Here is a 19,181-nt window from a genome sequence, read left to right as displayed (position 1 = left end):
AAAGGTCCCCTATCCATGAATATCGACAAGAAGATCGCCGATGATCTTGTCGCAAACGACATCTCTTTCGTCACGACCGTGCCCTGCAAACAGCTCGCCGGTGTGATCGAAGAGGTCGATCAACGCGATGACATTTTCCACATTCCCTCCAACAAAGAAGACGAAGGCATGGGCCTGTGCGCCGGGGCGTGGATGGGGGGCAAACGCCCGGCCATCATCATGCAAAACACCGCCATCGGGGTGACTATCAACACGCTGGCCACCTTGATTCAATTCTACCGCATGCCGTTGCCCATGTTGATCTCATACCGGGGCGAACTGCGCGAACCGGTGGCCTGTCAGGTCGAAATGGCGGTGCATACCAAGGCCCTGTTGGCCCAACTCAACATCCCGACCTACCACTTCCACCACCAAAAAGATGTCGAAGAATTCGACAACATCCTGAAATACACCTTCATGTGCAACAAACCCGTGGCCATCCTCACCGATGCCAACTTCTGGGGAGGCTATGGCGACCAATGATCCGTTCTGAAATCCTCAAAGACATCGCCCCACTGCTGCGAGACCAGCTTGTGGTCTGTAACATCGGCATCCCGTCGCAAGAACTTCACGCGATCGACGATCAGCCCACAAATTTCTACATGCTCGGCACCATGGGGCTTGCCTCGTCGATTGGGCTGGGCTTGGCCTTGGCGCAACCCAAACCCGTGGTTGTGATTGATGGTGATGGGTCGGTGCTGACCAATCTTGGCACCCTACCGACCATCGGCAACAACGCTCCGGGCAATTACATCCTGATGATCATCGACAATGGCTCCTATGGCTCCACCGGGGATCAGCCGACCTATACCGGGTTGAAAACCGATCTCGCTGGAATGGCGCGGGCCGCAGGTTGCGACACCGTCGTTGAAGTCCAAGATGTTGACACCGGCCCCGCGTTGCAAGCTGCCCTCGATAGCGGCAAAGCGACTGTTCTTGTTGTCAAATGTGACAGCGGCAATGCCAAGATGCCCGTGATCACAATGGACCCGGTCGTGATCCGTGATCGTTTCATGAAGGCGGTCGCCGGGTGACACGCGCCGATGCCATCCATTCGGCCCAAGATGCCCGTCGCCTCGCAAGGCGGCGGCTGCCTTGGATGGTCTTTGACTATCTTGACGGCTCCGCTGGGCACGAAACCGGGGCCGCGCGCAATCGTGAAGCGCTGGACAAGATCACCCTGCGCCCCCGGATTTTGCGCGATGTCAGCCAGCGTCATCTGACCTGCTCGCTCTTTGGGGCCACGGCTCAGCGGCCCTTTGGCATCGCTCCGATGGGCATGTGTAACCTCGCCGCTCCGGGGGCCGATCTGATGCTGGCACGGCTCGCGGCGCGCTATCAGATCCCGCATGGGGTTTCGACGGTTGCCTCGACTCCGATGGAAAACATCATCGAAACCGCCGAAGGCCACGCTTGGTTTCAGCTGTATTTCAGCGGGGATGGCAGCGGAACCTTCAAACTGGTCGAACGGGCCCGCGCGGCGGGCTACAAAACCTTGGTGCTGACCGTCGACGTGCCCGAAGTCGGCCGCCGCCCACGCGAATTGCGCCACGGTTTCAAAATGCCCTTCCGCATTGGGCCCCGCCAATTCATAGATTTCGCGCTTCATCCGCGCTGGTCTCTTGCGACGCTCGCCCATGGCAAGCCTCAAATGGCGAATTTTACGCAACCAGGGTATGAGTTTGACCGCACCGAAAGCCGCGCCCGCGCGACTTGGGATACGCTCGCCCGGTTGCGCGACGCATGGCCTGGCAAGCTGGTTGTCAAAGGGGTGTTGGATGTCGCGGACGCCAAAACCTTGGTGGCCCAAGGCGTTGACGCCATTCAAATCTCAAGCCACGGAGCCAGACAATTGGAGGCCGCACCGGCCCCGATCGACATCTTGGCCAAAATTCGCTCCGCGCTGGGCCCTGATGTGCCGCTCTTTTATGACAGTGGCCTGCGCTCGGGCGAAGATGTGCTCAAGGCGCTGACACAAGGGGCCAATTTCACGTTTCTGGGGCGCGTTTGGCAATATGCCATTGCCGCGGACGGCGACCGCGGGCTTGCAAAGATGTGGGATATCATAAGCGACGAGCTAAGCATCGCCATGGCCCAAACCGGGCAACAGCGGCTCTGCGAGGCCGCCAGTCTCGGGTGAAACCGGCCTCTCCTCAAAACTCCTGTGCGCCATGCTGCCGATCCGCGCGCCACACCGCCCGCCCCCTTGGGTTGTCTGTCAACCGGCGTTCGCCTTGGAGACACGGCAAACACCCTCAGCACTGAAAACCTAGGGGCCAGAATCTGAGGGCCAAATCCTAAGCGACAGCCAAACCCAGCGCCGCCAACAGCCCAACCGCTCCAATCGCCAAAGCCCCGGTTCGGACACTCTCGCCATTGCGCAGGTTGTTAGCGATGAGCGGGATTGCAAGCGGCCAACACAACAGCGCAACCGTAAAGGCCAAGGCCCAAGCCGCCAATCTATAGACCGCCGATTTGCCGTCCATCGTTTCCGTTGCACGCGATGCTGCGGCAACGGGGCCGTCTTCAACATTGGACAAAACCAAGTCCACAAATTCCTTATGCGTCCCTTCAGCCGGGCGCGCTGTTGAACGCGGGCGGTCGCGACGCGTTTTGACCGGCGCCCGCTTGATCGGAAAATGCATCAGGAAGAGGTCATCAATTGTTGATGTATCGGGATATTCGCACACGCCCCCATCAATCAAATTGATCACATCATGAATGACCCATATCACGCATTCGGAAAACTCTTGCGCCGTTAAGTGAGACTGCGTGAAAGGCCAGACAACGGTTTCGATGGATTGCCGTTTGACGAGATACTGGGACAGAATTGCCAACTCCAACTGGGCCGCTTCGTCCTGCGCATTAGAGTTTGAAAGGATGATACTAACCTGTGGCGGCATGTCGTCAGCCCGATAGGCCAAGTCAATGCCATAACCATCGGCACTGGCTTCGATATGTCCCAATGCCACGTTGACGGCGGTAAAGGGTGTCACCCCCCGCTCAGACCGGCTCTGGTTCAACATGTTCAGAATACGGGTCAGAACAATTTTGGCATCAGCGCGGTATAGAAGAGTGACCAAGTTTCCCGATTGCGACATTTTATATTTCCCATAGAGACATTCACGGCAAAAGGCCGGAACATGACCATTTTGTAGAAAAACTGTGGTGAACTCCTGCCAAATTTTAGACAAATCTGAGGCGCTTTAACCCGCTGTTAGTTAAATGCTCTTAAATCGGGCGAAAAACAAAAGATTGTCTCTAAACTCGCAACCTAATCCGTCACACCACGGGCCGAACGCCCTGCTTGGGTCATGTCTGGGCCATGTCTGGGGCATGCCTTGGCCAAGCCGCCTTTTGCCCTGTCTCAAACCCATGCCCCGCCTCACCTCGCTCAGCCCGCTGCGGTCCCAGTCTCAGGTGGGGTGAGCCCCAAGAATGGACCTTTGAAGATACTTCGGCTAAACTTGCTTCAATCATAACAAAAAATTTGTCGTGCGGTTTCAATATGCAGTACTATAATCCATCACCTTTTGGCACATTCCTGTCGCTCTTTTTCCGACGCCCGAAACGCTTGCAAATTGCCGCTCTGTGCCATCGCTATCGGGGCAATGCCAAAGAATTCCTGCTGATCACAAGCCGCGATACAGGCCGATGGATCATCCCCAAGGGCTGGCCTATTCGCGGCCTGTCCTCTCGTGAAACCGCCCTGCGCGAAGCTTGGGAAGAAGCCGGGGTTAAAAACAGCAAGGCCTCAGATCACTCCATCGGTGCCTTCTGCTACGACAAGCGGCGCGATAATGGCCTGTCTGTGCCTGTGGAAACACTGGTCTATTCCGTCTCTGTCAAAGAGATCGCCGATGACTTCCCTGAAGTTGATGAACGTGTCCGCAAATGGGTCAGCGCCGAAGATGCGGCGGACATGGTCCAGGAACCAGAGCTCAAAGCAATCCTGCGCGACCAATAGCCCACCTTAACGTCGGCCTGTGCGTCAACTGAATCATTGCACCATGTAACGCGATACCGCAAAAGTCTCCCGTCAAAAGGGAGGCACCAAAATGAACGATAATCAAGGCGATCCACGCCATTTAGAAACCTTGGATCGCGATCTCGCGCGCTTTTCTAACCTTGAAGCGGCAACAGTCATGGTCAGCCGACCCATGATTGGCGTTGGCATATCGCTCATTTTTGTGGTCTTGGCTGGTCTGGCCTCGATGTTGTTTTTTGGCCAAGCAAGCAATGCCTATATCGTTGTGATCGCCGCCTGTCTTGGGGCCTATATGGCGCTCAATATCGGTGCAAACGATGTGGCCAACAACATGGGGCCAGCGGTTGGTGCCAATGCTTTGTCGATGGGGGGGGCCATTGCCATTGCGGTTGTCTTTGAGAGCGCGGGGGCCCTCATTGCGGGCGGCGATGTTGTCTCCACGATTGCCAAGGGCATCATTGATCCTGAACGTATGGGCACTGCCGATGTCTTTGTCTGGGCAATGATGTCGGCCCTTTTGTCGGCGGCGCTTTGGGTCAACCTTGCCACATGGGTTGGCGCGCCGGTGTCCACAACGCATTCGGTTGTCGGGGGCGTCATGGGCGCCGGTATCGCAGCTGCCGGTCTCTCGGCTGTGTCCTGGGGCACAATGTCGAGCATCGCCGCATCATGGGTGATCTCACCTGTTTTGGGGGGCGCGATTGCAGCGTTTTTCTTGTTCACAATCAAGTCACGTATAATCTATCAGGACGATAAAATCGCAGCGGCGCGCAAATGGGTGCCGATTTTAGTAGGCATTATGGCAGGGGCATTCGGGGCTTACCTGGCGCTGAAGGGGCTCAAAAAGATCATAAAAATTGACATGCCGACTGCGTTGCTCATTGGCCTCGCGATTGCTGTCATCGTTTGGCTGGTTATGATCCCGGTCATTAAGAAACAGTCGATCGGTCTGGAAAACCGGAACAAATCTCTCAAGGTTCTCTTTGGGATTCCGCTGGTTGTGTCTGCCGCATTGCTGAGCTTTGCGCATGGTGCCAACGATGTCGCCAATGCTGTTGGTCCCCTTGCTGCGATTGTGCAGGTCTCTCAGTCGGGCGATTTCACAACATCGTTCAGCATCCCGTTCTGGGTTATGATCATCGGAGCCTTTGGTATTTCCTTTGGACTGTTTCTGTTTGGTCCGAAACTGATCCGCATGGTTGGTAGCCAAATCACCAAACTCAACCCGATGCGCGCCTATTGCGTGGCGCTGTCTGCGGCCATCACAGTGATTGTCGCCAGCTGGTTGGGTCTTCCGGTATCGTCAACACATATCGCCGTCGGCGCGGTGTTCGGCGTTGGTTTTTTTCGTGAATGGGACACCGAGCGCCGCATCCGCAAAGCCCGCATCGCCATGCCAGATCGTCCTCAATACGCCCTCGAAGAACGCCGCCGCCGCAAGTTGGTCCGCCGTTCACACTTTATGACGATCATTGCGGCATGGGTGATCACCGTACCGGCGGCAGCCTTGCTATCAGGGACAATTTTCTACCTGATCAACTCGCTGACGTCGTAACCAAACCAAGCCTTCTGCGGCCCATTGGGACCAGGCCGCAGAAGGCGCGATACCACTAGAAAAACCCACGTCTGCTAGGGGCCCAAACGCCCGATTAAACCAGTGGCGATCAGATATCCTTTTGGCCCTCCGGTATCAAAGCATCATGATGTATCAGAGCGTCATGGTCGCAGAGCACCTCAACGTTGCGCCCGACCGTCCCAAGCCGGACGATCTCACGCAAACTGCCAGCCTTAGTCGCAACCGCCCTGCCCCCTAGGCCTCTGACGTCCATCATCCGATGTGCAGCCGCCTCTCCCTGACATTAACGATGACCGCATCCTATGGCTCACATCCTACGGGCCCACATCCAATGCAGCCGCTGCAAAATCCACAGGCAAAACCGCTTAAACCACCATTGGGTAAAGGTGCTTTCGCCCACCAATGCCCCTGACACGCTGGCGGCGAACCCCAAACTATCCGGCCAGCATGATTTGCTCGTCATCCCTATGCTTGCTTGCCTGCCCTGCGCCGCGCCCAATCTGAAAACGCCCCATCATTTCGCCCAGGTTTTGCGCCTCTGCATTCAAACCAAGGGCCAAGGCCGTCGACTCTTCCGCCATTGCCGCGTTCTTTTGGGTCTCAGCATCCATCTGAAGAACACCTGTGTTGATTTCACTCAGACCAGCCGACTGCTGCGCCGCGCCCGTTGCAATGCTGCCAACCAATTGTGAAATCTCGTTCACCTGCGCAACAATGGCATTCAACGCGACCCCGGCCTCGCCCACAAGCTGCGATCCGCGATGCACTTCCGTGGTGCTTTCGTTGATCAACTCCTTGATGTTGGTCGCGGCCTCAGCCGAACGCTGCGCCAAGCCTTGCACTTCGACAGCAACAACCGCAAACCCCTTACCAGCAGAGCCAGCGCGGGCGGCTTCGACACCCGCGTTCAAAGCCAGCAGATTTGTTTGGAACGCAATGTCGTCAATGACACTGGTGATCTTCGAAATCTGTTCCGATGTTTTCTCAATCTGTTCCATTGCCTGAACTGCATTGTTCACAACGGCTTCACTGTTCATCGCTTCAACCCGCGTCCCGTTCACCGTTTCATCAACATTCGCGGCCCCATCTGCGGCGGATTTGACCGATGCGGTTTGCTCCTCCAACGCCGCTGCAGCCTGCTCTAATGTCGCCGCTTGGCTCTCGGTTCGGCGCGACATCTCATCCGCAGCCTGACTGATTTCAGACGCATTCGCCCGAATGCTATGCGACACTTCAACAACGTCGGAAATTGTCGATTTCAACGTCGAGACTGTGTCGTTAAAGCTGGCGCGCAGCGGTTCGTACTCGTCTGAAAAGACTTCATGAATCTCACAATCCAGATTTCGATCCGCCAACAGTCCAAAATGCATTTCAAGAGTTTGCACAACAGACCCGCGATCCGAGATTCTGCTCTCCTCAATCTGCTGCAACTTGTGTTCCGCCTCTTGAAGTGAAAGGCGTGTCTTTTCCATGGATCGGCACAATTGCCCCACTTCTGACTTGGCCTCTAGCTGGCTTGGTTTGAAATCGAACTCCTTGCGCGCCAATTTATCCAGATCGCTTTGAAATTCCACAATTTGCCCGGTCAGTTTTTTGATCAGACCGGCACCGATCAAGGCGCTCGCAATCAATGCAAACAGGGTGCCTGCCGCCGTCACCATCAAGGTTTGTTTGGCATTTTGCGCGTCTGCAACGGCAATCGCAGTCAGCCGGTCCGTAATTTCTTCTTCAATCGTATGCAGATGCGCAATCCAAAGCGTCGACATTGAAAACCATTCCGTCGCTTTCAGGGGCGGCACCACGCCGTCCGGCCCGGCGTCAAGAACCTGTCTGCGCACCTCTGCCAGCTCCTTGACCACTTCTTTGCTGTCCAAGGTAAGATCAGAAAAGAAACGTCCAAGTATCAGGCTCGACACCTCCAATAGCTGGGCTTCCTTCGCTCCTTTTTCGGCAAACAATTGGTAGATGGGCAATGAAAAGACCCCGCCACCAAAGCCACTGGCACCGGCCGCACGTTGCAGCCCGGCGGCTTCTTTGGCGTGCATCAACGACACCATACCATTTCCGATTTGGCTCAGATCAATGTTGCTTTGTTCAATCAATTTATGGCTGACATCGTCCAGAATGGTTTGAATGGCACCGGTATAATAGGATGCCATTTGGGGAACATTCAGGGATTGATTGCTCACCGATGCTCTGACGTTTTCCAGATCATCCAGAATGCCAAGCAGCTCTGCTTCGCTTGCAGGAACTTGCGCCATAGCGGCATTCACCTTGTCGCGCGTTTGGGGCAGTTCGGCGCGAAACACCTTCCCGCCAGATGACAAAAAGGCGGCGGACTGGCCACGTTCAACTTGCAAAAAATGGATGACAGTCACCAAACCAAGCCCGGCTTCTGTCTCGACCTGGGCGTGCTCAGCGCTAATGAGCCGGTCCCAATTGTCCAGCCCTCTCAACGCCCCCAAGACTGTCAGCGCCAAAAACGGTAAAATCATAATCATCAAAATCTGTGTGCGCAATTTCATGGGTGACTCCAAACACGACAAAACAACTGCACTCTTTATTACGTTTGGGGATTACCTTTCTGGTAAACGATCGGCAGGAATGGCCGATTTATTTCCTTCAATTTTGAGCTTTGCAGCTTATTCAAAACGGCATGGTTGTCCGCCTTGGGTTCGCCTAATAAATTGGCATTCTTATAATTGCCTTTACCTTAAAGACACCCTCTCAATAAGCACCTGACACCACGCACAAAAATGAGTGGCCTGTTTGGGTTTATGGCGTTTTCTGCCCGCTGGTTATGAACTTTGTTGACCAAATTGCACCAAAAACAGTCAGATCGAACCCAACACGAGCCGGCAGGCAAAATGCCCCTGTGGGGCGAGAAACCCACGAACATTGGTCGAGACAGAGATGCAAAACGCTCTCAACAAAGAGGCGGCATGCACCGAGCCATTGGCCCAGCGTCGGCATCAATGCCACGCCAGACCCGTCGCTGTGATCCCACTTGGACCGTCTCAAAAGCCGTGGTGATCTTGGCCAAGTTGGCCATCCAAAACGACCTCGCCCCATAACCCGCGCTGTGGTGGTTCATCAAAACCATCCCAGCACGGCGGCCACCCCGAGGTTCGACCATGTCGCGACCCGCGATGTGCCTTTTACGCGGTCTCAACCCGGTGGCTTAGGGCTGTCCGGAGGCTATATTCGGCGGCTATATTCGGCGGCATCTTAACGCTGCCTAACGAGAATTAACCACTTTCATCTGCTACAGCGGGTCATCAACCGGACGCTCAGGGGCAATCTGTCCCAAACACCACGGGAATCGTCCAAATTGCAAGGCAACGCGGGGGATTGGGGCCAAATTGGCGTCGGGCAATCTCCCCCAAACAAGGGGCAAAACCTATGGTTTGCCCCGTTGCACAAACGGCGTTCGGCCCGTTACTGGGCGAACGCCGTCTTTACCCCTTGCGGGAAAAACTCTGAAACTGTTGGTGCTCAGCTTACCGGGTCTGCTGGATGCTTTCGATATATTCAAGCAAAGCCAAAAGCTTACGTGGTGTTGGCGTCTCAATCCCGTCACCGCTGTCATAGGGGATCAAATCACCCTCCAAAAGCGCGCCAAACTCCGGCATTCCCGGCCCGGAGAGATCCGATCTTGCATAGCCATCAATGGTCGATAACACTATGGATTCAGGGAATTTATCGCCGTGGCGTGCTTGGATCAAAGTCAGATCCTTGGGGGGTTTGGTCATCGAGCGCGCCATCGGTCCGTCGCCCTTGCCGTTGGCCCCGTGACACGCTGCACAATTTTCCATGAACAACCCTTTGCCGTCCGCCGCAACGGGCATTTCAGCTTCGACACAAGCGCCCACGGTCATCACCATGGCTAAACCACTGATAATCCTCAGCATATCCTTCACCCCGCCCCTCATTCCTGCAATGTTTCCAAGTAGCTAACTAGGTCCAAAAGCGGTTGTGGTGTCAACACGGTTTCGCCCTGTGGAGATGTCCATTCCACCATTGGCCCGTTCAGGATGGGGCCAAACTCAGGCATCATACCTTTGTGGTAGCGGCCCGGGTATCCATAGATTTGCGTCATTACGTTTGCAGCCGGAAAAACGCCATCATTTGAAGCCTTTAACATGCTAAGATCGGCGGGGGCGGCCGGTAGCTGCGCCGCAATCGGCCCATCGCCATGGCCCTTTGGCCCGTGGCATGTCACGCAGTAGCTTTCAAAAATCACCTGTCCCGCTGAGGGTTTCTGCTCCGCTCCGGCGCATGCCACGAGCCCCGCCGCCACTAGGATCAACCCTATCATTTTCTTGGTCATTTTCTGCTCCGTCGCGTTACCTTTTGCATGCAATAATAACCGCTTAGCTTTGCCAAAAACATGATATGAATCAGGTGCACATGCCACCGCTGGTCGCCGACCTGTGCCGTTTCCGCCTCAGGGACAACACGGCGCTCGACTTTTGCCCGCCCTCATGATGGATTTCCCGCACCCCATCCCGTCCCCCATGCGAAAGAATGCCCATGTCCCACTATGCCTTGATCATGCTCGCTGCAGGCATCGGAGTGCCTGTCCTCGCCGCGCTGAATTCCGCGCTTGGCATCCGGCTTGGATCGCCGATTTCGGCTGCTATGATCTTGTTTTGCGTGGCCTTTTTGGCGACAACTCTGGTTTGGACAATGGGGGGAAGGCCCGGGTTTGGCGCGGCCCCCACTGCCCCAAGGCACCTGTTCCTGGGCGGCGTTTTGGTCGCGTTTTATGTCTTGTCGATCACCTTTGTTGCGCCACATTTTGGTGTCGGAAACGCGGTTTTCTTTGTCCTCATAGGTCAGTTGATCAGCACAGCAGCGATTGACCACTTTGGCCTATTCGGAGCTCAAACCACCCCGATCAATTTGACCAGAGCCGCCGGAATTTCGGTCATGATATTAGGGGTTTGGATCACCCAACGCGCCTAAGATACGCCGCTAGTCTTCTCGCAAATACCCACCATCCAAACGGATACAGCGGTCCATTTGGGCAGCCAGTTCAAGGTTATGCGTGGCGATCAAGGCCGACAGCCCGGTCTCACGCACCAAGCGCATCAATGCGCCAAACACACGATCCGAGGTTTCAGGATCCAAATTCCCCGTAGGCTCATCCGCCAACAACAACTTTGGGGTGTTTGCCATAGCCCGGCAGAAGGCGACACGCTGTTGTTCCCCCCCGGACAAGGCCCCTGGGCGATGGTTGGCGCGTTCCTTAATTCCGACACTGTCCAGCAATTCCAGCGCACGAAGGTCCGCAGATTTGCGGCCAATTCCGTTGGCCAGTTGCGGCAAAGTGATGTTCTCCTGCGCGGTAAATTCGGGAAGAAGGTGATGAAATTGATAGACAAAACCCACTTCTGAACGCCGCATCGCAGTGCGCTTGCGATCTGATCGACCTTGCATTGCCTCGCCCGCGATTTCAACTTCACCCGCGTCAGGGGTATCCAGTAAACCAGCGATATGCAGCAACGTCGATTTGCCTGCGCCAGAGGGGGCAACAAGCGCAACAACTTCGCCACGGTTCACCCTAAGATCGGCCCCGCGCAGCACATGGACTTCGCCCGGCGCACCGCGGTTATAAACCTTTTCAATGCCAGATAGGCGCAACACAACATCAGACATTTGCAGGCTCTCCTTGCCACGGGCGCATCCAAATTCCGTCGACGGAATTTGCAATACTCTTGCAAGAGTTTTGACGCCCAGCCTTGCCGTTCTCAGCTTTACTCATAGCGCAGCGCCTCAACCGGATTCATCCGGGCAGCACGTCGGGCCGGAAAAATAGTGACGACAAATGACAGCCCCAAAGATAAGGACACCGCCGACAAGACATCACCCATCTGCAATTTTGCCGGAAGCGCATAGATTCCCCGGATCGATGGATCCCAGACGCCACCGCCTGCCAGATAATTCACGAAGGCGAAAATCGGATCAATATAAAGCGCAAACAAACATCCAAGGATGACTCCCAACGCGGTGCCAATGATCCCCGTGAAGGAACCGCAAATAAAGAACACCCGCATCACAGAGCCTTCGGTCAGCCCCATTGTGCGCAGGATGCCTATGTCGCGGCCCTTGTTTTTCACCAGCATGATCAAGCCTGACACGATGTTCATTGTGGCGATCAAAACCAGAACAGACAGGATGACAAACATGACGTTATCTTCAATTTCCAGAGCATCCAAAAACCCACCCGACGCGTCCTGCCACGTCCAGATCAGGGCACCTGCCCCCGCCGCCTGGGCAATGGGGGTTGAGAGACTGTCGACCTGCTCAGGATCACTGACAATGACTTCTAATTCATCAGCGACCGCGTCGCGGTTAAAATAGAGCTGCGCCTCCTCGAAAGGCATATAGACGCGTGTCTTATCAATGTCATAGCGCCCGGCGGTAAAGACATACACCACCTCATAAGCCTTAACCCTTGGGCTTGTACCAAAGGCGGTTTTGACCCCATTGGGCGAGATCAGTTTCACCGTATCTCCGACCCCAACCCCAAGGGTCAGCGCCACACCGGACCCGATTGCAATCCCCTCAGCAAACCGGCCCAAATCACCACGTCCGGTTTCTGGGTTTGCGACACGCGGGATCTGCGCAATGTCATCAGCTTGTATGCCAAACACTTCCACCCCGGCGTTCGATCCGGGGACGTTGGCCATCACCTGACCTTTGACCAAAGGTGCCACCCGCAAGACACCGGGCACTTGGCGGACGTTTTCAGCCATGCCCGCATAGTCAGGTAATGTGCGCGTTGCCCGGCCAAATTCATCAAGGCGTTGCATATGATACACCGTCACATGCGCGTTGCTGCCCAAGATTGTATCGACGAATTCCGCCCGAAATCCCGATCTCACTGCCAGCGTCGCAATCAAGGCAAAAACCGCCAAAGTGATCCCGACCAGGCTGATCCAGGTCATCACGCTCACGCCACCCTCGGCCCGTTTGGCACGCAAATAGCGCCAGGCAATCATCCATTCATAAGGCGCGAATGGGGCGGGTTGTCGGGGTGATCCACTGGGCATCTTTGGCCTCATCTCTCTGCTCTGCACCGCCAGACCAAATCTTGGCTCATGCGTCAAGCGTGCAGCGGCCAGGTGCGGTCATTCCGGCGAATATGTGCTACAATTCCCCTATGCGCCCGTTGCGTGACAGCATCGCAAGCGACCCCCAGACCACAAGCTCACAAGCTTGGCCCTATTAGGAGGGAGCGTAGATGTCGGACCGTTCAGACACATCCGCCCCTGCGCCACCAGAGATCCAACATCATGAAATCAAACATACTTATGAAATTTGCCCTGCATTCCGTAAGTTACCACACGATGATCCCAACATGCAGCAAGCAAGATTGAGACAGCAGTGTTGCCCGGTAAAAATGGCCGATGAAACGCGGGTGACACGCAGGCCGGATTTGCAGATTTCTGGTGAGATCTGGCTTGATTTACGGCGAAAATTCTTGAAATTGCCCCCTTGCCCTACGCCCTACATTGTCCAATATGCGCGCCATGACTGGACCTCGCTACCCCTCGCTGATCGCCTCGCTTCCTGAAACCGTGCCCTTTGTCGGCCCCGAAGTGCAGGAACGTGCCCGTGGCGCGGAATTTGATGCCCGCCTAGGTGCCAATGAAAACGTCTTTGGCCCCTCACCGCGCGCCATCGCAGCGTTACAGGCCGAAGCCGCAGAGGTTTGGAAATACGCCGATCCGACCAATTTTGATCTGCGCAATGCCCTGTCAGCCCATATTGGCTGTACCCCCGAACACTTGATTGTAGGGGAAGGTATTGATGGATTGCTGGGGTATTTGACCAGGTTGCTGGTCGAACAGGGCGATGCGGTTGTGACATCGGACGGGGCCTATCCAACGTTTAATTACCATGTGACCGGGTTTGGCGGGGTGCTGCACAAGCTGCCCTATCGTGATGACCGCGAAGACCTGATTGCTTTGCTCGATAAAGCCGCCGAAGTGGACGCCAAGCTGGTCTATTTTGCCAATCCCGACAACCCTATGGGAACATGGATCACCGGTGCCCAGATTGAAGCTGCCTTGGATCGTATACCGGACGGCTGTGTGATGATCTTGGACGAAGCCTATATCGAATTCGCCCCGGACGGGACCGCTCCGACGATTGCTTTTGACGATCCGCGCGTCATTCGTTTCCGCACCTTTTCAAAGGGATACGGGATGGCGGGCGCACGCGTTGGCTATGGCATCGCCAATCCGTCCTTGATCCGCGCCTTTGATAAAATCCGCAACCATTTTGGTATGAACCGATCCGCCCAAGCCGGCGCATTGGCAGCCCTTCAAGATGCGGATTGGCTGGCGCAAACGGTTCAGAACGTCACCGAAGCCAAGACAGAAATTGGCCGCATCGCTGAGGAAAACGGCCTCACTGCGCTGCCCTCTGCCACCAACTTTGTCGCAGTAGATTGTGGGCGGGATGGTGATTTTGCCCGCGCGGTTTTGGCAAATCTGATTGCCCAAGGCGTGTTTGTGCGCATGCCCTTTGTTGCCCCCCAAGATCGCTGCATTCGTATCAGCGCCGGGCGCCCACAGGACATGGCGGCATTTGCAGCCGCATTGCCGATTGCGCTGGAAGCCGCGCAGAATCCAGGCTGATCGGCAAGAATTTACCAAAAATTGACGGCTATGAGGGAAGATTGGCCAAGCTGCCAAGCTTTGTGATACCTTATAACCTGACCCCACAAGGGGCCGGACCCCTAAAGAAGGAGCCGGACACATGCACGATTCAGATCCTCAAACCCCCGTCTCTTATCGAACGGCCAATTTGATTTTGGTCTTTGTGAACCTGTTTTGGGTTTTTCTGGTGGTCTGGTCGACCTGGGGTATCAGCGCGGTTTTGATTCTTGGGGCCGTTTTAAATCACCTGATCACACGTTATGAAATCGGCCTGCGCCGCCGGGCTGCTGATCGTCATGCTGCCGACAGGGATGACGACAGAGATGACGACCAGGGTCATGACGACGACGACCCTAGCCAACCGCAGAACTGATCGCGCGCGCCGCGGCGCTCACGCCGCCCGGCTGATGGGCGATGCCCAATCCATCCAATCCTGCCTCAACACTGCCTAACATGCCCAAGACCATTGTGGCATTCAGATGCCCCATATGGCCAAAGCGAAATACACCGGATCCGTTCGGATCCGTGTCGCTGCCCATGCCAAGACCAATCCCAAGGGTCACGCCTGTATTGGCGCGACACCACGCGCGCAGCCGATCACCATCCGACGGAGACATATGCACCGTTGTCACCGCATGAGAGCGATGCGCAGGATTGGCCACATTGAGCGCCATAGGTGCGCCCCAATGATCGACCGCAGCCCAAATCGCCTGCGCCAGCGCCTTGTGTCGCGCCCAAACGGCTTCGATTGTTTCGGCCCGGATCAGGTCCAATGCGGCGCGCAGCCCCCACAAATGATGGGTCGGAGCCGTGCCGCCAAAGTATTGATAGAAGATGTCCGGCTCCGCCCGCGGGGCCCAATCCCAATAGCCCGAAACCCGTGGCATTGCGGCCCGCTCTTTGGCGGCGCGGTCATTAAACCAGACGAAGCCAAGCCCCGGCGGCACCATTAGCCCCTTCTGGCTCGCCGATACCAGAACATCGACACCCCACGCGTCCATGCGAACTTCGTCGCAGCCCAATGACGCCACGCAATCTCCCATCAAAAGGGCAGGATGGCCGACCTCATCTAAAACGGTTCGAAGCGCTGCAATGTCGTTGCGGATTGACGTCGACGTATCCGTGTGAACCGCCAAGACCGCTTTGATCTTCTGCCCGGCGTCGGCTTGCAAAACGGAGCGGAGCCGTTCTGGATCAATTGGCGTTTGCCGACCATGCTCGATAACCTGAACCTCTGCGCCGATGCTGCGCGCCATTTCGCCCCAACCGTGGCCAAAAACTCCGGTCGTGGGCACCAAAACGGTTTCACCCGGCGCGATGCAATTGCTGAGCGCGGCTTCCCACGCACCATGGCCATTCGCGATATAGATCGCCGCATGGCCATCGGTTTGCGCCACATAACGTAAATCGCGGATCAAACCTTGGGCCAGCTCCTCCAGTTCTGGCGAATATATATCTGGCGCGGGGCGATGCATGGCCTGCAGAACCGCATCTGGCATAACGGAAGGACCCGGCAGGGCCATATGAAGGCGCCCATTGGCAAGCGACATTTGAAATTCTCCTGAGAGCCCCCACCTTGGCCTTGGCTGGATTGGCGCGCGCGTATCGGGGGCTGGTATCGTGGTTTGTAACGGGTTTGTTTCGGGGGGTTTGGTGGCAGAGTATCGTGGCGAATGGTGCCGTCAATAGCCCGCATGCTTGCCAGTTGGTCCCGCAAGCCTTACACCGCGCCCTTGAACCTAAAGGACATCGCATGCTGGCGAAACTCTGGACCAAACTTGACACTGCTGAGCGCCGGTTACGCCGTTCTTTTGGCATGGACATTTCCACACCGTCGGCCCGGCGCTGGTCTCGGCTCCATTATCATGTGTTTGACCATGCCTTTTTGCGGGTGCTTTGGACCAATTTCTACCCCGTGGCCCCCGATGTTTGGCGCTCAAATCAACCGACCCATGCGCGGTTTAAGAAATATGCCGCCATGGGGATTAAGACCGTGATCAATCTGCGCGGCGAAGATAAATATTCCTATTATCTGTTCGAAAAAGAGAGCTGCGATGAGTTGGGTCTGACTTTGGTCAACACCAAGCTATGGGCACGCGAAGCCGCCCCGCGCCGCCGCATTGTTGCGGTGATTGACGCCTTGCGCGCCGCTCAAAAGCCGCTGATGTTTCATTGCAAATCCGGTGCGGACCGCGCCGGTTTCATCTCATCGCTCTATTTGCTGATTTTTGAGGGCGCTTCGATTGAAACCGCCAAAAAGCAGCTCAGCCTGAAATATATCCACCTGGATTTCACCAAAACGGGTGTGCAGGATTACATTTTGCGGATCTTCGAAGCACGCCAAACGGTTGGGGAAATCGGTTTTGAGGACTGGATACGCACAGAGTATGACGCCAAACCGATCCAGCGCGCATGGGAAGCCCGCCGCGCCGAGATCGAGATTGCCAAAGAGCTGATCGTATGACGGACGGGTCAGAGGCGTCGTCTTGGGTACTGTTTAAGTGGCTCTGGCGTGGTTATCTGAGCCGCTACGTGTGGTATCTCGCGGTTGCGTTGATGTTTATGATGCTCGAAGGCGGGTTAACCGCGAGCTTTAGCGTCATGATGAGACCGCTTTTTGACGACGTCTTTTTAGGGGCCAAACAAGAGGCACTGATCTGGGTCGGCTTGGCAGTTCTTGGCATTTTTGTTGCGCGTGGTTTGGTCAGTTTGGCGCATAAAGTCATTCTGACCAACGCATCGCAACGGTCTATGGCCGACATTCGGCAAGACATGTTAACCCATCTGATGAAGCTGGATGTGGATTTTCACAGCGCCCATGGCCCCGGCCACTTGATCCAGCGGGTCGATGGCGATGTCGGAGCCATTGCGAAAGTTTGGAAAACCTTGGTGACCGGCGCAGGTCGGGATGCGGTGACCTTTGTCGCGCTGCTCGCGGTGGCGTTTTGGACGGATTGGGTTTGGACATTGGCCGCTTTGGTTGGTGTGCCATTGTTGATCGGCCCAGCCACGCTGTTACAGCGCTTCGTGCGCAGCAATTCGCGCAAAGTCCGCGTGATTGCAGCGGACCAATCAACCCGATTGAATGAGATTTTTCACGGGATTTTACCGGTCAAATTGAACCAGCTGGAAAATCACCAAGACAAAAGCTATCGCAAATTGCAGGTTCAACGGGTCAAAACCGAAGTGCGTGCCGCTGCGGGGCAGGCCTCGTTGCCGACCTTGATCGACGTGATGTCCGGCCTTGGGTTTTTTGGCATTTTGTACATGGCTGGCAGCGAGATCCTCGCTGGGGAAAAGACCGTGGGCGAGTTTATGACATTCTTCACCGCGATTGGGATGATGTTTGAACCTCTGCGCCGCCTTGGTGCCGTGAGTGGCGCTTGGCAAATGGCAGCGGCGGGGATTGAGCGGATCAAAGCGCTGCTTGAAACCCCCTCGCAACTTCCTGATCCCGCCGCCCCTGTCCCAGCCCCGACTGGCATGCCCGGTATTGTTCTGGACGACCTGCGCCTGAATTACGGAGATGCGGAAATCTTGCGTGGGTTAAGCTTTGAGGCAGAGCCCGGCAAAACCACAGCGCTTGTCGGGGCCTCGGGTGCCGGGAAGTCCACGGTTTTCAACCTGCTGACGCGCCTTGTCGATCCCAGCTCGGGCACGCTGCGCATCGGTGGTGTCGCCCCATCCGAGATGACGGCCAAGGATTTGCGTGGTCTTATTTCCGTGGTCAGCCAGGACGCCATGCTGTTTGATGAAACGCTGCGCGAGAACATCGTGCTCGACCGGGATGTGTCCGAAGAGCAGTTGCAAGATGCGCTTGAGGCCGCGTTTATAACCGACTTTTTGCCGCGTCTGGAACATGGGCTTGATACGCCAGTTGGCCCGCGTGGCTCAAATTTGTCGGGTGGTCAGCGTCAGCGCGTCGCGATTGCCCGCGCCTTGCTCCGAGACACTCCGATTTTGCTGTTGGATGAAGCGACCAGCGCCTTGGATGTTCAATCCGAAGCCAAGGTTCAAGCCGCTCTTGATAAGCTCGCCGTAGGGCGGACAACGCTGGTGATTGCCCACCGGCTGTCAACTGTGCGAAACGCCGACAAGATCGTCGTCATGGACCACGGCCGCGCGATTGAGGAAGGCACACATGAGGTGTTGATCGCCAAGGGTGCGGCCTATTCGGATCTGTGTCGCCTGCAATTTGACAACAAATCCAGCTAACACCGGGACGACTTAACGCCGGTAGTCCTGGGCCAATGTCTCTGGGTCCGCACCCATCAGATAGCGCGCCAGCGTCCACAGATTGCGACCACCGCGCGTGATCCAGCCCTGTTTTTCGTACTTCTGGGCCGAGGTAACCGCGTGGACGGGCAGACACACGAGCTGCCCCCGCAAGGCGCGGGCCATGGCGACATCTTCCATCAGAGGTATATCCTCATAGCCCCCAACGGCCTCATAGGTGGGGCGAGCGATCAACAATCCTTGATCGCCATAAGGCAAACCAAATCGGCGCGAGCGCATATTGGCCCAAGCGGCGACGCCCCAAGGAGCCCCCCCTCGCACATCAAACTTCAGCTGACAGTAATACCCGCCGGGCTTCCCCAACGCCTTTGAAAACGCGGCGCTCCACCCCTCCTCAAGCACAGTGTCGGCGTGTAAGAACAACAACCACTCCCCCTGTGCGGCCTCAGCACCGCGCCGCAACTGCCCCCCGCGTGACGCAGGCCCGCGCACAACCTGCGCCCCGGCAGCTTCGGCAATCTTGAGTGTCGCATCATTGGACCCACCATCAGAGATCACCAACTCACGGATCAACCCCGCCTGAAGCCCCTCACCCAATGCTGCCAAACAGCGCGGCAATGGCTCTGCTGCGTTCAAAGTTGGGATGATAACTGAAATCGGTGCGCGCATA

18 protein-coding genes are annotated in these 19,181 nt (G+C 56.2%); 10 read left to right on the top strand and 8 right to left on the bottom strand.

Annotated features, from left to right (window positions below; translation table 11 throughout):
• Window positions 1-15: 15 nt before the first annotated feature.
• Genes comD through ACRBB0_RS24950 form a run of 3 tightly spaced genes read left to right on the top strand, consistent with a single transcriptional unit; the run spans window position 16 to window position 2,179 of the window.
• The gene (gene comD, locus ACRBB0_RS24960; RefSeq protein ID WP_431377238.1) at window positions 16-522 is read left to right on the top strand and encodes a sulfopyruvate decarboxylase subunit alpha; all 507 of its coding nucleotides are present in this window, start codon (window positions 16-18) and stop codon (window positions 520-522) included.
• Window positions 519-1,073 (top strand): sulfopyruvate decarboxylase subunit beta, encoded by a 555-nt coding sequence (comE, locus tag ACRBB0_RS24955; protein ID WP_431377191.1) that lies wholly within the window; start codon window positions 519-521, stop codon window positions 1,071-1,073. Before comD ends, comE begins: the two co-directional genes overlap by 4 nt.
• A complete protein-coding gene (locus tag ACRBB0_RS24950; RefSeq protein ID WP_431377190.1) occupies window positions 1,070-2,179 on the top strand; it encodes an alpha-hydroxy acid oxidase in 1,110 nt (369 codons plus the stop codon). The genes comE and ACRBB0_RS24950 overlap by 4 nt, the downstream gene beginning before the upstream one ends.
• 157 nt (window positions 2,180-2,336) lie before the next feature.
• Here the strand turns inward: ACRBB0_RS24950 and ACRBB0_RS24945 are convergent, their stop codons facing one another.
• Window positions 2,337-3,140 carry a hypothetical protein gene (locus ACRBB0_RS24945; protein WP_431377189.1) on the bottom strand — a complete coding sequence of 268 codons (804 nt, stop codon included), beginning with the start codon at window positions 3,138-3,140 and terminating at the stop codon, window positions 2,337-2,339.
• 407 nt (window positions 3,141-3,547) lie between these two features.
• Between ACRBB0_RS24945 and ACRBB0_RS24940 the strand changes: the two genes are divergently transcribed.
• Window positions 3,548-4,006 carry an NUDIX hydrolase gene (locus ACRBB0_RS24940; protein ID WP_431377188.1) on the top strand — a complete coding sequence of 153 codons (459 nt, stop codon included), beginning with the start codon at window positions 3,548-3,550 and terminating at the stop codon, window positions 4,004-4,006.
• A 91-nt stretch (window positions 4,007-4,097) separates the two neighbouring features.
• Complete coding sequence (locus tag ACRBB0_RS24935; RefSeq protein ID WP_431377187.1) at window positions 4,098-5,582, top strand: inorganic phosphate transporter; 1,485 nt, start codon at window positions 4,098-4,100, stop codon at window positions 5,580-5,582.
• A 455-nt stretch (window positions 5,583-6,037) separates the two neighbouring features.
• Here the strand turns inward: ACRBB0_RS24935 and ACRBB0_RS24930 are convergent, their stop codons facing one another.
• The 3 genes from ACRBB0_RS24930 to ACRBB0_RS24920 form a co-directional block, all read right to left on the bottom strand.
• Window positions 6,038-8,128 (bottom strand): methyl-accepting chemotaxis protein, encoded by a 2,091-nt coding sequence (locus tag ACRBB0_RS24930; protein ID WP_431377186.1) that lies wholly within the window; start codon window positions 8,126-8,128, stop codon window positions 6,038-6,040.
• 975 nt (window positions 8,129-9,103) lie between these two features.
• The gene (locus tag ACRBB0_RS24925; RefSeq protein ID WP_431377185.1) at window positions 9,104-9,514 is read right to left on the bottom strand and encodes a c-type cytochrome; all 411 of its coding nucleotides are present in this window, start codon (window positions 9,512-9,514) and stop codon (window positions 9,104-9,106) included.
• Between the two features lie 17 nt (window positions 9,515-9,531).
• Entirely contained in the window at window positions 9,532-9,933 is a 402-nt protein-coding gene (locus ACRBB0_RS24920) for a c-type cytochrome (protein WP_431377184.1), read from the bottom strand.
• A gap of 203 nt (window positions 9,934-10,136) precedes the next feature.
• Between ACRBB0_RS24920 and ACRBB0_RS24915 the strand changes: the two genes are divergently transcribed.
• On the top strand, window positions 10,137-10,571 hold the full coding sequence (locus ACRBB0_RS24915; RefSeq protein WP_431377183.1) for a DMT family transporter: 435 nt from the start codon (window positions 10,137-10,139) through the stop codon (window positions 10,569-10,571).
• A gap of 9 nt (window positions 10,572-10,580) precedes the next feature.
• Here ACRBB0_RS24915 and ACRBB0_RS24910 read toward each other — a convergent pair whose 3' ends face one another.
• Window positions 10,581-11,264, bottom strand: a complete 684-nt coding sequence (locus ACRBB0_RS24910) for an ABC transporter ATP-binding protein (protein WP_431377182.1) — start codon at window positions 11,262-11,264, stop codon at window positions 10,581-10,583.
• A 98-nt stretch (window positions 11,265-11,362) separates the two neighbouring features.
• Window positions 11,363-12,661 carry a lipoprotein-releasing ABC transporter permease subunit gene (locus ACRBB0_RS24905; RefSeq protein WP_431377181.1) on the bottom strand — a complete coding sequence of 433 codons (1,299 nt, stop codon included), beginning with the start codon at window positions 12,659-12,661 and terminating at the stop codon, window positions 11,363-11,365.
• Window positions 12,662-13,141: 480 nt separating this feature from the next.
• On the opposite strand from ACRBB0_RS24905, the gene ACRBB0_RS24900 reads away from it, so the two are divergent.
• Both ACRBB0_RS24900 and ACRBB0_RS24895 read left to right on the top strand, forming a co-directional pair.
• A complete protein-coding gene (locus tag ACRBB0_RS24900) occupies window positions 13,142-14,254 on the top strand; it encodes a pyridoxal phosphate-dependent aminotransferase (protein WP_431377180.1) in 1,113 nt (370 codons plus the stop codon).
• A 121-nt stretch (window positions 14,255-14,375) separates the two neighbouring features.
• Entirely contained in the window at window positions 14,376-14,648 is a 273-nt protein-coding gene (locus ACRBB0_RS24895; RefSeq protein WP_431377179.1) for a histidinol phosphate aminotransferase, read from the top strand.
• On the opposite strand, the gene ACRBB0_RS24890 is transcribed toward ACRBB0_RS24895, so the two are convergent.
• The gene (locus tag ACRBB0_RS24890; RefSeq protein ID WP_431377178.1) at window positions 14,629-15,825 is read right to left on the bottom strand and encodes a pyridoxal-phosphate-dependent aminotransferase family protein; all 1,197 of its coding nucleotides are present in this window, start codon (window positions 15,823-15,825) and stop codon (window positions 14,629-14,631) included. The genes ACRBB0_RS24895 and ACRBB0_RS24890 overlap by 20 nt on opposite strands.
• 203 nt (window positions 15,826-16,028) lie before the next feature.
• Here ACRBB0_RS24890 and ACRBB0_RS24885 point away from each other — a divergent pair, with 203 nt between their 5' ends.
• Both ACRBB0_RS24885 and ACRBB0_RS24880 read left to right on the top strand, forming a co-directional pair.
• Window positions 16,029-16,739, top strand: coding sequence for a fused DSP-PTPase phosphatase/NAD kinase-like protein (locus ACRBB0_RS24885; RefSeq protein ID WP_431377177.1), 711 nt, complete (start codon window positions 16,029-16,031; stop codon window positions 16,737-16,739).
• Window positions 16,736-18,490, top strand: coding sequence for an ABC transporter ATP-binding protein (locus ACRBB0_RS24880; protein ID WP_431377176.1), 1,755 nt, complete (start codon window positions 16,736-16,738; stop codon window positions 18,488-18,490). Before ACRBB0_RS24885 ends, ACRBB0_RS24880 begins: the two co-directional genes overlap by 4 nt.
• A gap of 12 nt (window positions 18,491-18,502) precedes the next feature.
• Here the strand turns inward: ACRBB0_RS24880 and ACRBB0_RS24875 are convergent, their stop codons facing one another.
• Window positions 18,503-19,180: a TIGR04283 family arsenosugar biosynthesis glycosyltransferase gene (locus tag ACRBB0_RS24875; RefSeq protein ID WP_431377175.1), complete on the bottom strand. Its 678-nt coding sequence runs from the start codon at window positions 19,178-19,180 to the stop codon at window positions 18,503-18,505.
• Between the last annotated feature and the right edge of the window lies 1 nt (window position 19,181).

This window comes from Pelagimonas sp. (assembly GCF_050633425.1).
GTDB lineage: Bacteria > Pseudomonadota > Alphaproteobacteria > Rhodobacterales > Rhodobacteraceae > Pelagimonas.
This window is presented reverse-complemented; position numbering and strand designations above follow the sequence as displayed.

Bases quoted from the DNA above. Each gene is read 5' to 3' on its own strand.
- comD (WP_431377238.1), top strand. From the start codon at position 16: ATGAATATCGACAAGAAGATCGCCGATGATCTTGTCGCAAACGACATC.
- ACRBB0_RS24930 (WP_431377186.1), bottom strand. From the start codon at position 8,128: ATGAAATTGCGCACACAGATTTTGATGATTATGATTTTACCGTTTTTG.
- ACRBB0_RS24940 (WP_431377188.1), top strand. From the start codon at position 3,548: ATGCAGTACTATAATCCATCACCTTTTGGCACATTCCTGTCGCTCTTT.
- comE (WP_431377191.1), top strand. From the start codon at position 519: ATGATCCGTTCTGAAATCCTCAAAGACATCGCCCCACTGCTGCGAGAC.
- ACRBB0_RS24925 (WP_431377185.1), bottom strand. From the start codon at position 9,514: ATGCTGAGGATTATCAGTGGTTTAGCCATGGTGATGACCGTGGGCGCT.
- ACRBB0_RS24895 (WP_431377179.1), top strand. From the start codon at position 14,376: ATGCACGATTCAGATCCTCAAACCCCCGTCTCTTATCGAACGGCCAAT.
- ACRBB0_RS24875 (WP_431377175.1), bottom strand. From the start codon at position 19,180: ATGCGCGCACCGATTTCAGTTATCATCCCAACTTTGAACGCAGCAGAG.
- ACRBB0_RS24935 (WP_431377187.1), top strand. From the start codon at position 4,098: ATGAACGATAATCAAGGCGATCCACGCCATTTAGAAACCTTGGATCGC.
- ACRBB0_RS24885 (WP_431377177.1), top strand. From the start codon at position 16,029: ATGCTGGCGAAACTCTGGACCAAACTTGACACTGCTGAGCGCCGGTTA.
- ACRBB0_RS24915 (WP_431377183.1), top strand. From the start codon at position 10,137: ATGTCCCACTATGCCTTGATCATGCTCGCTGCAGGCATCGGAGTGCCT.
- ACRBB0_RS24945 (WP_431377189.1), bottom strand. From the start codon at position 3,140: ATGTCGCAATCGGGAAACTTGGTCACTCTTCTATACCGCGCTGATGCC.
- ACRBB0_RS24910 (WP_431377182.1), bottom strand. From the start codon at position 11,264: ATGTCTGATGTTGTGTTGCGCCTATCTGGCATTGAAAAGGTTTATAAC.
- ACRBB0_RS24900 (WP_431377180.1), top strand. From the start codon at position 13,142: ATGACTGGACCTCGCTACCCCTCGCTGATCGCCTCGCTTCCTGAAACC.
- ACRBB0_RS24920 (WP_431377184.1), bottom strand. From the start codon at position 9,933: ATGACCAAGAAAATGATAGGGTTGATCCTAGTGGCGGCGGGGCTCGTG.
- ACRBB0_RS24880 (WP_431377176.1), top strand. From the start codon at position 16,736: ATGACGGACGGGTCAGAGGCGTCGTCTTGGGTACTGTTTAAGTGGCTC.
- ACRBB0_RS24905 (WP_431377181.1), bottom strand. From the start codon at position 12,661: ATGCCCAGTGGATCACCCCGACAACCCGCCCCATTCGCGCCTTATGAA.
- ACRBB0_RS24890 (WP_431377178.1), bottom strand. From the start codon at position 15,825: ATGTCGCTTGCCAATGGGCGCCTTCATATGGCCCTGCCGGGTCCTTCC.